Genomic DNA, 14,630 nt, shown 5'->3' on the forward strand with positions numbered 1-14,630 from the left:
CATGGCCGCCCCACGGACACAGACCCTCGTGCTCATCGGCCACGGCATGGTCGGCCACCGGCTCCTGGAGGCGCTGGCCGAGCGGGGCGCGCTCGCCGACCCGGCCGTGCCCGACGGCCCCGGCTGGCGGGTGACCGTGCTCGCCGAGGAGGACGTGCCCGCCTACGACCGGGTGCACCTGTCGTCCGTGTTCACCGGCACCGGCCCCGATCAACTGGGCCTCTCGACGCCCGAGTTCCTCGCCGGGAACGGCATCGACCTGCGGCTGGGGGACCCGGCCGAGCACATCGACACGGCGACGCGCACGGTCACCACGACCTCCGGCGCCGTCGTCGGGTACGACGCGCTGGTCCTGGCGACCGGCTCGTACCCGTTCGTGCCGCCGATCCCCGGCGCCGACGCGCCCGGCTGCTTCACGTACCGCACGCTGTACGACGTCGACGCCCTCACCTCGTACGCCGAGCGGCTCCGTACCGGCGCCGGGCAGCCCCGTACCGGCGGCGAGCAGTCCCCTGCCGACGCCGGGCAGGCCCGTACCGACGTCGGGCGGACCCGTACCGGTGTCGTCATCGGCGGTGGTCTGCTCGGCCTGGAGGCGGCCGGGGCGCTCCGCACCCTCGGACTCGCCACCCACGTCGTCGAGTTCGCGCCCCGGCTGATGCCGCTCCAGGTCGACGACGGCGGCGCGGCCGCCCTGCGCGCGACGATCGAGTCGATGGGCGTGGCCGTGCACACCGGTGTCGGCGCCGCCGAGGTCGAGACGGACACCGACGGGAAGGTCTCCGGTCTGCGGCTGTCGGACGGTGAGAGGCTCCCCGCCGACGTCGTCGTCTTCTCCGCCGGGGTGCGGCCGCGCGACCGGCTCGCCCGGGAGGCGGGGCTCGCGGTCGGGGACCGCGGGGGCGTGGCGGTGGACGAGCGCTGCCGGACGACCGACCCGTACGTGTACGCGGTCGGGGAGTGCGCGCAGACCTCCGACGGGCGGGTGTACGGCCTGGTCGCGCCCGGCTACCAGATGGCGGAGGCGGTCGCCGACCAGCTCGCGGGCTCCGGGGCGACGGTGTTCACGGGCGCCGACACCTCCACCAAGCTGAAGCTGCTCGGAGCGGACGTGGCCTCCTTCGGCGACCCGTTCGCCGGCGGTCCCCAGGCCACCGAGATCGTGTTCTCGGACGGGCGCGAGGGCGTCTACAAGAAGCTGCTGCTCGGCCCCGAGGGGCAGCTCCTCGGCGGCATCCTGGTCGGTGACGCCGAGGCGTACGGCTCCCTCAAGCCGCACGCGGGCCGCCGGCTGCCCGCCCCGCCCGAGGCGTTCCTCCTCCCGGCCTCCGCCTCCGGCGCGGAGCCGCCCGGCGCGGACGCGTTGCCCGACGACGCCGTCGTCTGCTCCTGTCACAACGTGACCAAGGGCGCCGTGGCCGGGGCGATCGCCGAGCACGGCCTGACCGACATCGGCGGGCTCAAGCGGTGCACCAAGGCCGGCACCGGCTGCGGCGGCTGCGTGAACACCCTCCAGGCCGTCCTCGACGCGGCGGGGGTGGAGCGGCGGAGGGGCCTGTGCGAGCACTTCCCCGAGCTCTCCCGCCCCGAGATCTACGCACTGATCCGCGCCGAACGCATCCGTTCGTACACGGAGTTGCTGGAGCGGTACGGCTCCGGCGGCGCGGGCTGCACCGTCTGCAAGCCCCTCGTCGCCAACGTCCTCGGCACCCTCGCCCCCGAACTCGGCCTGCGGCACGTCCTCGACGGCGAACAGGCCGCGCTCCAGGACTCCAACGACCTCTTCCTCGCCAACCTCCAGAAGGACGGCACCTACTCGGTCGTGCCGCGCGTCCCCGGCGGCGAGATCACCGCCGAGCAGCTCATCGCGATCGGCGAGGTGGCCCGCGACCACGGCCTCTACAGCAAGATCACCGGCGGCCAGCGGATCGACCTCTTCGGCGCGCGGAAGGAGGAGCTCCCCGGGATCTGGCGGAAGCTGATCGCGGTCGGCTTCGAGTCGGGGCAGGCCTACGGAAAGTCGCTGCGCACGGTCAAGTCCTGCGTCGGCTCCCGCTTCTGCCGCTTCGGGCAGGGCGACTCGGTGCAGCTCGCGATCGACCTGGAGCTCCGCTACCGGGGCCTGCGCGCCCCGCACAAGATCAAGGGCGGGGTCTCGGGCTGTCTGCGCGAGTGCGCGGAGGCCCGGGGCAAGGACATCGGCGTCATCGCCACCGCCGGCGGCTGGAACCTGTACGTCTGCGGCAACGGCGGCACCACCCCCCGCCACGCCGACCTGCTCGCCTCCGACCTGACGGCCGCCGAGCTGTTCGCGCTGATCGACCGCTTCCTCATGTACTACGTACGGACCGGGGAGCGCCTCGAACGCACCTCGGCGTGGCTGGAGCGGCTCGGCGGCGGGACCGGCCACCTCAGGGAGGTCCTGATCGAGGACTCGCTGGGGATCGGCGCGGAGCTGGAGGCCCAGATGGACCGGCACGTGGCCGCGTACCGCGACGAGTGGCAGGCCGTCCTCGACGACCCGGCGGCGCTGGCCCGCTTCGAGCCGCACGTGGCCGGGGTGGAGTTCCTTGAGCCCGGCCGGGGGCGGGCGGCGGTCCTCGCGGACGGCACCGAGGCGGCGCTGTTCCGGGACGGGGACGGCGAGGTGTACGCGGTGGGCAACCGGGATCCGTTCTCGGGCGCCGACGTCATCGCGAACGGGATCATGGGCAGCCGGGACGGGGTGCCGGTGGTGGCGTCCCCGATGCACAAGCAGGAGTTCGACCTGCGGACCGGCGCCTGCCTCGACGACCCGGCCGTGACCCTCCCGGTCCTGCCGGTGCCTGCCGCCCTGCCGGTGCCACCCGCCTTGCCGGTGGGTCCCGCGTCGGCCGCGCAGCCCGCGCCCCCGGTGCCTACGACCTGATCCGGAGGGGACCTAGGCCCGCCGGACGGGCCGACCTAGGCCCGCCCGGCCGGCGACCATCGGCACTCACGAACCCCCCGTGTCGCGGCGGAGCCTGGAAGGGCAAGGAAAGCCTCGAACGTCAGGGAAGTCAGGGAAGCGCCATGAGTTCCGTAGTCCAGGACAGCAGAAGGACGGGCGGGCCCGCCGCCTCGTACGACACGGAGCAGTACCGCCCCGGCAAGCCGATCACCGACTGGGAGCCGGAGAACGAGCTCTTCTGGAAGTCCATCGGCAAGAAGGTCGCGAACCGCAACCTGTGGATCGCGGTGCCGGCGCTCCTCGTGGCCTTCGTGGTCTGGCAGGTGTGGTCGGTCACCGCGACCAACCTGAAGGACGTCGGCTTCGGCTTCTCGACCTCCCAACTGTTCTGGCTGACGGCCATCCCCGGCCTGACCGGCGGCACGGCCCGGATCTTCTACACCTTCCTGGGCCCGATGGTCGGCCAGCGCCGCTTCACCGCCCTGTCGACGGTCGTCCTGATCGTGCCGCTGATCTGGCTCGGCATCGCCATCCAGGACCCGACGACCCCGTACGGGGTGATGGTCGCGATCGCCGCCCTCTGCGGCATCGGCGGCGCGAACTTCGCCTCCTCCCTCGCCAACATCGGCTTCTTCTTCCCCAAGGCGAAGAAGGGCAGCGCGACCGGCATCAACGGCGGTCTCGGCAACCTCGGCGTCTCCGTCGTCCAGCTGCTCACCCCGATCGTCATCACCTGGTCGACCATCGCGATCGGCTCGGCCCAGCACAAGGCCGACGGCACCCCCGTCCACCTGCAGAACGCCGCGTTCCTCTGGGTGCCGATCCTGCTGATCCTCGCGGCCGTCGCCTGGTTCGGGCAGAACGACCTCAAGGTGGCAGCGACCCCCTTCCGCCAGCAGAAGATCATCTTCAGGCGCAAGCACAACTGGCTGATGACCTGGCTGTACGTCGGCACCTTCGGCTCCTTCATCGGCTTCGCCGCCGCCCTGCCGATGCTGATCAAGACCACGTTCCCGGACTACTCGATCGCGACCTACGCCTGGATGGGCCCCGCCGTGGGCGCCCTCGCCCGCTGGGGCGGCGGCTGGATCGCCGACAAGTGGGGCGGCGCCCGGGTCACCATCCTGTCCTTCGTGGGCATGGCCGTATCGATCATCGGCGTGATCAACTTCCTGCCCTCGGGCGGTGACGGCGGCTCGTTCTACGGCTTCTTCTTCTGCTTCCTCGCCGCGTTCTTCTTCTCCGGCATCGGCAACGGCTCCACGTTCCGCCAGATCCCGGTCATCTTCCGGGGCACCCACCTCAAGGGCCTCACGGAGGGCACCCCGGAGTACACGAAGGCGCTGAAGCAGGCGGAAATGGAGTCCGGCGCGGTCACCGGCTTCACCTCGGCCATCGCGGCCTACGGCTTCTTCTTCATCCCGGCCCTCTTCGGCTCGGTGGCCGTGACCAGCGCGATGTGGGGCTTCGTCGCCTTCTACCTCAGCTGCATGGTCGTGACCTGGTGGTTCTACGCCCGCAGGAACGCCGAGGCGCCCAGCTGATCCCCGTCCCCCAGCCGGGCCCCCGCCCCCGACCCCCGGTCGGGAGCGGCAGGTCCCCGGCGCGGAAGGCCCCGCCACGGCGGGGCCTTTCCGCATCCCCGGAAAGGGACCTAAGGCCGCCGGAAGGTGACCATTGCCGACCGAGATGATCGATCAAAAGGAGTGCAATGGAGGTAAGCAACGACGCGATCGAATGAATCGAAGAAGGCGGTGCGGGCAGTGACTGCGACCCCTGCTGAGGCAACGGTGAACGAGCGGGCCTGGAAGGGCTTCAAGGGCGGACTCTGGCGCGACGCCATCGACGTCCGCGACTTCATCCAGCAGAACTACACGCCGTACGAAGGTGACGACTCCTTCCTCGCCGGACCCACCGAGCGCACCACCGCCGTGTGGAAGGCGATCACGGACAGGTTCCCCGAGGAGCGAGCCAAGGGCGTCCACGACGTCTCGTACGACATCCCCTCCACCATCACCTCCCACGCCCCCGGCTGGATCGACCGCGACAAGGACCTGATCGTCGGCCTCCAGACCGACGCCCCGCTCAAGCGCGCGATCATGCCGTACGGCGGCTGGCGCATGGTCGCCGGCGCCCTGGAGACCTACGGCTACCCCGTCTCCCCGGAGCTGGAGAAGGTCTTCACCGAGTACCGCAAGACCCACAACGCCGGTGTCTTCGACGCGTACACCCCCGAGATCCGCGCCGCCCGCAAGGCCGGCATCGTCACCGGACTCCCCGACGCCTACGGCCGCGGCCGCATCATCGGCGACTACCGCCGGGCCGCCCTCTACGGCGTCGACCGCCTCGTCGAGGTGAAGAAGGAGGAGAAGGAGGAGCTCAACTCCCTCCCCGCCGGGAACCGTTCGCTGGAGGAGACGATCCGGCTCCGCGAGGAACTCTCCGAGCAGATCCGGGCCCTCGGCGAGCTGAAGGCGATGGCCGCCTCCTACGGTCACGACATCTCCGGCCCCGCCACCACCGGCCGCGAGGCCGTCCAGTGGCTCTACTTCGCCTACCTCGCCGCCGTGAAGGAGCAGAACGGCGCCGCGATGTCCCTCGGCCGGACCTCCACCTTCCTCGACGTCTACCTCCAGCGCGACATCGAGGCCGGTCTCCTCACCGAGGAGCAGGCCCAGGAACTCGTCGACGACTTCATCATCAAGCTCCGCATCGTCCGCTTCCTGCGCACCCCCGAGTACGACGAGCTGTTCTCCGGCGACCCCACCTGGGTCACCGAGTCCATCGCCGGCATGGGCGAGGACGGCCGCCCGCTGGTCACCCGGACCTCCTTCCGCTACCTCCAGACGCTCTACAACCTCGGCCCGGCCCCCGAGCCGAACATGACCGTCTTCTGGTCGCCGCGGCTCCCGCAGGGCTTCAAGGAGTTCTGCGCGAAGGTCTCCATCGACACCTCCTCCGTCCAGTACGAGTCGGACGAGCTGATGCGCCCCCGCTTCGGCGACGACACCGCCATCGCCTGCTGCGTCTCCGCGATGCCCGTCGGCAAGCAGATGCAGTTCTTCGGCGCCCGCGTGAACCTCGCCAAGACCCTCCTCTACGCGATCAACGGCGGCCGGGACGAGAAGTCCGGCGCCCAGGTCGGCCCCGCCACCGGAGCCCTCACCTCCGACGTCCTCGACTACGACGAGGTCATGGCGAAGTTCGACGAGCAGATGGAGTGGCTCGCCGAGGTCTACGTCCACGCCCTGAACGTCATCCACTACATGCACGACCGGTACGCCTACGAGCGCGTCGAGATGGCCCTCCACGACCGCGACGTGCGCCGCACCATGGCCTGCGGCATCGCCGGCCTCTCGGTCGCCGCCGACTCCCTCGCCGCCGTGAAGTACGCCCGGGTCACCCCGGTCCGGGACGAGACCGGCCTCGTCACCGACTACGTCATCGAGGGCGACTACCCGGCGTACGGCAACAACGACGAGCGCGTCGACGAGATCGCGGTCCGGCTCGTCGAGGAGTTCATGCGGAAGGTCCGCAGGCACCCCACCTACCGCGACGCCGAGCACACCCAGTCCGTCCTGACCATCACCTCCAACGTCGTCTACGGCAAGAAGACCGGCAACACCCCCGACGGGCGCCGCGCCGGTGAGCCCTTCTCGCCGGGCGCCAACCCGATGAACGGCCGCGACACCCACGGCTACGTCGCCTCGGCCCTGTCGGTCGCCAAGCTCCCGTACGAGGACGCCGAGGACGGCATCTCGCTGACCAACACCGTCACCCCCGACGGCCTGGGCCGCACCCCCGAGGAGCGGATCAAGAACCTCGCGGGCGTCCTGGACGGCTACATGGCCAGCGACGGCTTCCACATGAACGTCAACGTCCTCAACCGCGACGTCCTCATGGACGCCATGGAGCACCCGGAGAACCACCCGCAGCTGACCATCCGGGTCTCCGGATACGCGGTCAACTTCGTCCGGCTCACCCGCGAGCAGCAGCTGGACGTCCTGAACCGCACCTTCCACGGCTCGCTGTAGCCCCCCGACCGCGCCCCGGGGCCGGCGGCCCTCACCCCGGCCCCGGGGCGCGCCCGACACGATCGAAAGAGGCCCTGCCATGACCAGCCTCGCCCCCGGGCCCCTCACCCCGGCCACCACGACCGCCGCCGCTCCGGGCGCCGGGGCGTGCCCCGCCACCCCGGCCGCCGCCGCGACCCAGCGGCCGTCCGAGGGCTCGCTCCACTCCTGGGACCTGTCCACCGGCGTCGACGGCCCCGGTACCCGCTTCGTCACCTTCCTCTCCGGCTGCCCCCTCACCTGTCTCTACTGCCACAACCCCGACACCTGGAGGATGCGCAACGGCAAGCGCACCTCCGCCGACGACGTCATCGCCGAGGCGGCCAAGTACGTCCGCTTCATCTCGGCCTCCGGGGGAGGCGCCACCGTCTCCGGCGGCGAACCGCTCCTCCAGCCCGTCTTCACCGGCGAGCTCCTGCACCGGATGAAGCACGAGCTCGGCCTGCACACGGCCCTCGACACCTCGGGCTTCCTGGGCGCCCGCGCCACCGACGCCCTGCTGCGCGACACCGACCTGGTCCTGCTCGACATCAAGTCCTGGGACCCCGCCACGTACAGGAAGGTCACCGGCCGGCCGCTCGCGCCGACCCTCGACTTCGCCAGGCGGCTCGCCGACCTCGGCCAGGAGGTCCACGTCCGCTTCGTCCTCGTCCCGGGGCTCACCGACGACCCCGCCAACGTCGAGGGAGTCGCCGCCTTCGCCGGGGGTCTCGGCAACGTCTCCCGCGTGGACATCCTGCCCTTCCACAAGCTCGGCGAAGCGAAGTGGCAGGCACTCGCCATGCCGTTCACCCTGCACGACACACCGTCCCCGACGCCCGAGCGGATCGCCGAGGTCCGCGAGGTCTTCCGCGCCCACGGCCTGAACGCCGTCTGAGCGACGCGCTCACTCCAGAAACCCGCAAAACAGGACGAAATCGGGCGTACGCCTTTACCGTGGCGGCGTGACCGAGCCACCGCAGACAGCCGAGCCGAGCCCTGTCCCCGTCGGCCCCGCGTCCGGGGACCCCGCAGCCGCCGGGCCCCCACCACAGACCCCCGCCGCGGTCCGCCGCCGCGCGACCCTCGCGGGCACCGTCGTCTCCGTGCTGCTGATCCTCGCGATCGTCTTCGGCAGCCGTCTGCTCCGCGACTTCGACTCGGCGCTGCTCCCGTACGCCGTCGCCACCGTCTTCCTCGCCTTCGGCGTCGCCTACCGGTACACCGTCTGGATCTCCGCGCCCGGCGCCCGCCGCCTCTTCCACAAGGGCTGGGGCTCCTTCTTCTCCGTCGAGAACTTCCGCAAGGCGCCCACCGCGCTGCCGAAGATGATCGCCACCTACCTCGGCTTCCAGAAGTTCCTCGGCGCCCGCTCCCACGCCCGCTGGGCCGCCCACCAGCTCATCTTCTGGGGCTGCCTGCTGGCCGCGGCGATCACCTTCCCCCTCACCTGGGGCTGGTTCACCTTCACCTCGTCCACCGGCTCGGGCCCCGGCTACGAGATGCGGATCTGGGGGATCAAGGTCCTCGGCTTCGACGCCCTCAGCGTCTTCGGCTGGCTCATGTTCCACGGCCTCGACATCGCCGCCGTCCTCGTCATCTCCGGCGCCGCCTACTTCCTCCGGCGCCGCATGAAGGACCGCGGCGCCATCACCGGCCAGCGCTTCGCCTACGACCTGGTGCCGCTGATCGCCCTCATCGTCATCTCCGTGACCGGGCTCCTGCTCACCTTCTCGTCGATCTTCCTGCACGGCGGAGGCTACGAGTTCCTCGCGATCCTCCACATGGTGTCCGTCGTCTTCACCCTCATCTACATCCCGTTCGGGAAGTTCTTCCACATCGTCCAGCGGCCCGCCGCCGTCGGCATGCAGCTCTTCAAGTACACCTCCCGCCGCAAGGACGAGGAGGTGCTCGCCTGCCGCCGCTGCCACGAGCCCATCGACACCGCCCCGTACGTGGAGAACCTTCAGGGCACCATGCGCGACCTCGACCTCGGCTTCGAGGGGTGGGCCGAGTACTGCCCCCGCTGCAAGCGCGTCCTGCGCGGCAACGCCTACCTCGACCACGTGAAGAAGGGCTTCAAGTGACCGCGACCGACCCCAACCGGGCGCTGCCGCTCGACCCCTCCCTCGCCCCGCCCGGCACCCGCAACTTCCGCGACGCCGGCGGCATCCCCGCCGACCGCTGGCACGCCGACCAGAACGGCGAGACCCTCGTCCCCACCCACTGCTGCTTCTGCGGCGTCCAGTGCGGCATGTACCTGCGCGTCGACCGGCACGGCAAGGTCTTCGGCGTCGAACCCCGCAACCACGACATCAACCGGATGCGGCTCTGCCCCAAGGGCATCAACGCCTACCAGCAGGTCAACCACCCCGACCGGCTCACCGCGCCCCTCATGCGCGACAACCGCGACGAGCCGTTCCGCGAGGTCAGCTGGGACGAGGCGCTCGACCGCACCGTCGCCGAGATCCGCCGCATCCAGGTCGAGTACGGCAACGACGCCTTCGGACTCCTCGGCGGCGCCAGCCTCTACTCCGAGAAGACCTACCTCGTCGGCAAGTTCGCCCGGGTCGCCCTCAAGTCCCGGCACGTCGACTACAACGGGCGCCTCTGCATGGTCTCCGCCGCTGGCGCCAACAAGCTCGCCTTCGGCATCGACCGTGCCGGCAACCCCTTCTCCGACATCCTCCTCACCGACTGCCTCCTCATCGCGGGCTCCAACGTCGGCGAGTGCTTCCCCGTCATGACCCAGTACCTGTGGGGCGCCCGCGACCGGGGCGCCAGCCTCATCGTCGTCGACCCCCGCGAGACGGCGATCGCCCGCACCGCCGACGTCCACGTCGCCCTCAAGCCCGGCACCGACTCCGCCTTCTTCAACGCCGTCCTCCACGTCGTCGTCGCCGAGGGCCTCACCGACGAGGCCTACCTCGCCGCCCACGCCACCGGCTGGGAGGAGGTCAAGGCGACCGTCGCCGCCTACCCGCCCGCCCGGTCGGCCGAGATCTGCGGCGTCCCCGAGGCGCAGATCGTCCAGGTCGCCCGCATGTTCGCGGGCGCCGGACGTTCCATGGCCTGGCACGCCCGCGGCGTCGAGCACCACTCCCAGGGCGTCGAGAACTGCCTCAGCATCATCAACCTGTGCGCCGCCACCGGGAACATCGGCAAGCCCGGCGCCGGCTACGGCACCATCACCGGCCAGGGCAACGGCCAGGGCGGCCGCGAGCACGGCCAGAAGTCCGACCTCCTGCCCGGCGGCCGCTCCATCACCAACCCGGAGCACCGCCGCCAGATCTGCGAGATCTGGGGCATCGACGAGGCGGAACTCCCGCTCGCCGGCACCTCCATGATGGAGATGGTCTGGCAGATGCAGCGCAAGGAGATCCGCGGCCTCGTCGGCATCTGCAACAACCCCTTCGTCTCGCTGCCGAACTACGCCACCGTCAAGGACGGCTACGACACCCTCGAGTTCCACGCCCAGTTCGACTTCTTCCTCTCCGAGACCGCCGCCAACGCGCACGTGGTCTTCCCCGTCACCGTGTGGGCCGAGGACGAGGGCGTCATGGCCAACGCCGAGGCCCGGGTCGTCAAGCACAACAAGGCCCAGGAACCCCCGGCCGGCGTCCGCACCGACACCTGGGTCATGTGCGAACTCGCCCGCCGGCTCGGCGCGGGCGACAAGTTCGAGTTCCCCGACTCCCGCTCCGTCTTCGAGGAACTCCGGATCGCCTCCGCCGGAACCGTCAACGACTACTACGGCATCACCTACGAACGCCTGGAGGAGACCGGCGGCATCGCCTGGCCGTGCCCCACCACCGAGCACCCCGGCACCCCCCGCCTCTTCGAGGACGGCCGCACCTACCACCCCGACGGCAAGATCCACATGCAGGTCGTCGAATGGCACCTGCCCATGGACCCGTACAGCGAGGAGTACCCCCTCTCGCTGACCACCGGCCGCACCGTCGCCCACTTCCTCTCCGGCAACCAGACCCGCCGCCTCGGCGCCCTCGTCGAACAGACCCCGCGCCCCTGGGTCGAGGTCCACCCCTCCCACGGCTTCCGCAACGGCGAACCCGTCCGTGTCGTCACCCGCCGCGGCAGTGAGGTCTTCCCGGCCCTCGTCACCGAGGCCATCCGGCCGGACACCGTCTTCGTCCCGTACCACTGGCCGGTCCCCACCGCCGCCAACGCCCTCACCATCGACGCCCTCGACCCGCGCTCCAAGATCCCGGAGTACAAGGTCTGCGCCGCCCGCATCGAGGCCGCCGAACGGATCGACGAGGTCCCCGCCCCACCCACCGCCCCCGGCCACCAGGCCTACCCGGAGACCCAGGTCTCCCGCACCGACCCGCTGCCCCCCACCTCCCCCCAGGGCCGCGGCACCGCGGAGAGGAGCTGACCCGCACATGATGGGCCGCACGATCTTCATCGACCCGGGCCGCTGCATCGGCTGCCAGGCCTGCGTCTCCGCCTGCCGCGAATGCGACTCCCACCGCGGCAAGTCGATGATCCACCTCGACTACCCCGACGAGGGCCACTCCGTCGCCTCCCTCCCCACCGTCTGCATGCACTGCGAGGACCCCGTCGCCCCCTGCGCCGAGGTCTGCCCCGCCGACGCGATCCTCGTCACCGCCGACGGCGTCGTGCAGCAGGCCGACGCCACCCGCTGCATCGGCTGCGCCAACTGCGTCAACGCCTGCCCCTTCGGCGTCCCCAAGATCGACCTCCAGGCGAAGCTCCAGATGAAGTGCAACCTCTGCTACGACCGCACCGCCTACGGCCTGGCCCCGATGTGCGCCACCGTCTGCCCCACCGGCGCCCTCTTCTACGGAACCCTCGAAGAGCTCCAGACCGAACGCCCCGGCGTCCAGGTCGCCGACTCCTTCACCTTCGGCACCACGACCGTCTCCACCGGCGTCGCGATGGTCGTCCCCGCCGACAAGGTGCAGTGGCCGGTTCCCGGCGGGCTCCCCGTCGTCGAGATCAATGGAAGGGACGTCCGTTGAGCGTCACCGACCCGCAGCCGCCCACGTCGGGTCCCCACTCCGACGCGGCCCAGGAAGCGCTCCACGACCGGATCGCCGCCGACTCGCTCACCACCCGCCGCGACTACCTGCGGATCGTCGCCACCGTCTCCGGCGGCCTCGCCGTCGGCGGCATCGGCGTCGCCTCCGGCATCCTGCACCGGCACGGGGACGCCGAGGGGCCGCCCGAGGCGAAGAGGATCGCCGACGGGATCCTGCCCGGCGAGTCCCTCGCCTTCCGCTACCCCGGCGCCGAGGACCGAGCGGTCGCCGTCCGCCTGGAGGACGGCACCCTCGCCGGCTACTCCGCCGTCTGCACCCACCTCGCCTGCGCGGTGCTCTGGCGCAAGGAACGGGGCAGCGAGGGCGAGTTGTACTGCCCCTGCCACGAGGGCATCTTCGACGCCCGCACGGGAGAGGTCACGGCGGGCCCGCCGCCCCGTGGGCTGCCGAAGGTGGTGCTGGTGGAGGAGGCCGACGGCAGCGTGTGGGCGATCGGCACCGCCCGCTCGGGCGAGAGCGCCCGCGAGGGCCTCTGCCGCGAGCTCGGCGACGCCCGGCCCGAACTGACCGAGCGCCTGGGCTGCCCCGGCGCCTCCGCGCGGGCCGATGTGACGGAGAGGAGTGAGCGGACGTGAGCGAGGACCCGTTCCCCCACGAGAGCCCGTTCCCCCGGGACCCGGAAGCACCGGAGCCGTCCAGGACACCGGAGCCGGCCCCGGCCCCCGAGCCGCCTCGGCCCCCCGCGTACACCCCCGGCAGTGCGCAGCCGCGCCTGAACCGGCCCGTGCGCGAGCGGTATCCACAGATCCGGCCCACCAGTGGGTACGGCGATGCCCGGATCCGGCACACCGGGCCGGGACCGGGAGCCGGTACGGAACAGGAGCCGGAGCGCTCCTCGAAGCTGTCGGCGCGTCTGACGCTGGCGCTCACGGTCGTCATCGGCCAGCTCTGGGGCCTGACCATCCTGGTGGACGAGTGGATGGCCGGGAACACCGGCACCGCGTGGTGGGGCGCGGGCTTCCTCGTCCTGTCGTTCCTCGTGGTGCTCGGCCTCTGGCTGATCGACCCGAAGGACCGCTGACCAGGAGGGTGCCGAGCAGGAGAGTCCGGATCAGGAGAGCGCTGACCAGGAGAGTGCTGATCAGAGGAGCGCGGGCCGGAAGAGTGCTGATCAGAGGGGTACGGGGCGGGGGAGCGGGCGTACCCTGAAGGTATGAGCACCGCCCCCGCCCACGGACCGCGAGACGCGAAGCGGCCCGGCGCAAGCACGAGCCCCGAGAACACTCCGAAGCCGGCACTCGTCTTCGACGATCCGCTGGACCAGCAGTCCTCGGACGACACGGACCGTGGTTGGGGCGAGCGGCCTCCGGCCGGCGGCGACAGCGCTGCCGACCTCGCGCGCTTCCTCGACGAGAAGCCGCCGCACCACCTCTGAGTCCGGCCCGGGCCGCCGGTCAGGAGGTGGGGTGCGTCCCCGAACCACCGGCCGGGCCCGAACCGCCACCCGTACCCGTGCCCGTGCCCGTCCCCGTGACGGGGCCGCGCTGGGCGACGAGGTGGTCGCGGATCTCCTTGAGCACCTCCAGCTCGCTGATCTCCATGGTCTCCGCGACGCCTTCCTTCGCCTTGTCGTGCGCAGCGCGCTTCGCGAGGATCTTCGCCATCGGCAGGACCATCAGGAAGTAGACGACGGCCGCGGTGATCAGGAAGCTCAGGATCGCGCTGAGGACCAGGCCCCACTGGATCTGGATGCCCTGCATCTCCCCGTTGACCACCTTGCAGGGGTCCTTCAGGCAGGACGCGTAGCTCTCCAGGTCCTTCGTGCCGAAGGCGCCCACGAGCGGGTTGATGATGCCCTTGACCACCGAGTTCACGATGTTGGTGAACGCGGCACCGATGACGACGGCCACAGCCAGGTCGATCACGTTGCCACGCATCAGGAAGGCTTTGAAGCCTCCCAGCAGACTTTCCTTCTTCTCGGCCACCAAGGTGCCTTTCGTCGCTTGTGATGCTGTGTGCCGTGCCATTAGGCCGCGAACGGCGCAGAGGCGTCCAATCCGTACACACGGAACGGTGACTTGCCAGGGAGTCCGTGCGAATCAGCACATCGTCACCGCCAGTTGGGACGTGACACCCGCACCCGCGAGGGTCGCCGCCGTCGAACGCGGCACGGAGAGGACGACGAGCGCCCCTCCGTCCGCACGAGTCTCGCCCGGGTCCGGAACTTCGGCCACCCGTGCGCCCGTCGCGACCACACGGGCCTCACCCTCCCCGCCGAGCGCCGAGTTGGGCGCGGCGATGACGTCGACCCGGTCGCCGGGGCGCAGCAGCCGTACGGTCGCGGCGTCGGCGATCCGTACCGGAGCGGACACCAGTCGGACGGCGACGGGCGGCCGCGCGCGAGCGGCGACGGTGGAGATCGGAGCACCCGCACCCGCCCCCGCCCCCGCCGCCGACGGAGTCTGCGGCCCCGGCCCACCGCTCGCGACGGCGAGTGCGGCCGCCACCAGGGCCAGGACCACCGCCGGTGCCCACCGCCCCCGCCGCACCGCCCTGCGCAGCCGGTGCCGCCCCCGTACCCGCAGCGGCTCGAAGTCCGGCACCACGCACGCCGCCGGAACGGAC

The 14,630-nt window shown here is 71.3% G+C and carries 12 protein-coding genes; 10 read left to right on the top strand and 2 right to left on the bottom strand.

Annotated features, from left to right (window positions below):
* The first annotated feature begins 1 nt into the window (after nucleotide 1).
* The 10 genes from nirB to ABT129_RS06565 all read left to right on the top strand — a co-directional run bounded on the left by nirB (nucleotide 2) and on the right by ABT129_RS06565 (nucleotide 13,440).
* Entirely contained in the window at nucleotides 2-2,908 is a 2,907-nt protein-coding gene (gene nirB, locus ABT129_RS06520) for a nitrite reductase large subunit NirB (protein ID WP_351897353.1), read from the top strand.
* A 143-nt stretch (nucleotides 2,909-3,051) separates the two neighbouring features.
* Nucleotides 3,052-4,473 carry an MFS transporter gene (locus tag ABT129_RS06525; protein ID WP_351897355.1) on the top strand — a complete coding sequence of 474 codons (1,422 nt, stop codon included), beginning with the start codon at nucleotides 3,052-3,054 and terminating at the stop codon, nucleotides 4,471-4,473.
* A gap of 210 nt (nucleotides 4,474-4,683) precedes the next feature.
* Nucleotides 4,684-6,963 (top strand): formate C-acetyltransferase, encoded by a 2,280-nt coding sequence (pflB, locus tag ABT129_RS06530; RefSeq protein ID WP_351897356.1) that lies wholly within the window; start codon nucleotides 4,684-4,686, stop codon nucleotides 6,961-6,963.
* Between the two features lie 79 nt (nucleotides 6,964-7,042).
* Complete coding sequence (pflA, locus tag ABT129_RS06535) at nucleotides 7,043-7,879, top strand: pyruvate formate-lyase-activating protein (protein ID WP_351897358.1); 837 nt, start codon at nucleotides 7,043-7,045, stop codon at nucleotides 7,877-7,879.
* Nucleotides 7,880-7,946: 67 nt separating this feature from the next.
* A complete protein-coding gene (locus ABT129_RS06540; RefSeq protein ID WP_351897360.1) occupies nucleotides 7,947-9,068 on the top strand; it encodes an MFS transporter in 1,122 nt (373 codons plus the stop codon).
* Complete coding sequence (locus tag ABT129_RS06545; protein WP_351897362.1) at nucleotides 9,065-11,377, top strand: molybdopterin oxidoreductase family protein; 2,313 nt, start codon at nucleotides 9,065-9,067, stop codon at nucleotides 11,375-11,377. The genes ABT129_RS06540 and ABT129_RS06545 overlap by 4 nt, the downstream gene beginning before the upstream one ends.
* 7 nt (nucleotides 11,378-11,384) lie before the next feature.
* Nucleotides 11,385-11,984 (top strand): 4Fe-4S dicluster domain-containing protein, encoded by a 600-nt coding sequence (locus ABT129_RS06550; protein ID WP_351897365.1) that lies wholly within the window; start codon nucleotides 11,385-11,387, stop codon nucleotides 11,982-11,984.
* Entirely contained in the window at nucleotides 11,981-12,640 is a 660-nt protein-coding gene (locus tag ABT129_RS06555) for a Rieske (2Fe-2S) protein (protein ID WP_351897367.1), read from the top strand. Before ABT129_RS06550 ends, ABT129_RS06555 begins: the two co-directional genes overlap by 4 nt.
* A complete protein-coding gene (locus ABT129_RS06560; protein WP_351897368.1) occupies nucleotides 12,637-13,086 on the top strand; it encodes a hypothetical protein in 450 nt (149 codons plus the stop codon). The genes ABT129_RS06555 and ABT129_RS06560 overlap by 4 nt, the downstream gene beginning before the upstream one ends.
* Before the next feature lie 132 nt (nucleotides 13,087-13,218).
* The gene (locus ABT129_RS06565; RefSeq protein WP_351897371.1) at nucleotides 13,219-13,440 is read left to right on the top strand and encodes a hypothetical protein; all 222 of its coding nucleotides are present in this window, start codon (nucleotides 13,219-13,221) and stop codon (nucleotides 13,438-13,440) included.
* A gap of 19 nt (nucleotides 13,441-13,459) precedes the next feature.
* On the opposite strand, the gene mscL is transcribed toward ABT129_RS06565, so the two are convergent.
* Complete coding sequence (gene mscL, locus ABT129_RS06570) at nucleotides 13,460-13,990, bottom strand: large conductance mechanosensitive channel protein MscL (protein ID WP_351897373.1); 531 nt, start codon at nucleotides 13,988-13,990, stop codon at nucleotides 13,460-13,462.
* 114 nt (nucleotides 13,991-14,104) lie between these two features.
* The gene (locus ABT129_RS06575) at nucleotides 14,105-14,608 is read right to left on the bottom strand and encodes a hypothetical protein (RefSeq protein WP_351897376.1); all 504 of its coding nucleotides are present in this window, start codon (nucleotides 14,606-14,608) and stop codon (nucleotides 14,105-14,107) included.
* Nucleotides 14,609-14,630 lie beyond the last annotated feature (22 nt).

The sequence above is a fragment of the Streptomyces sp. NPDC002057 genome (assembly GCF_040296665.1).
GTDB lineage: Bacteria > Actinomycetota > Actinomycetes > Streptomycetales > Streptomycetaceae > Streptomyces.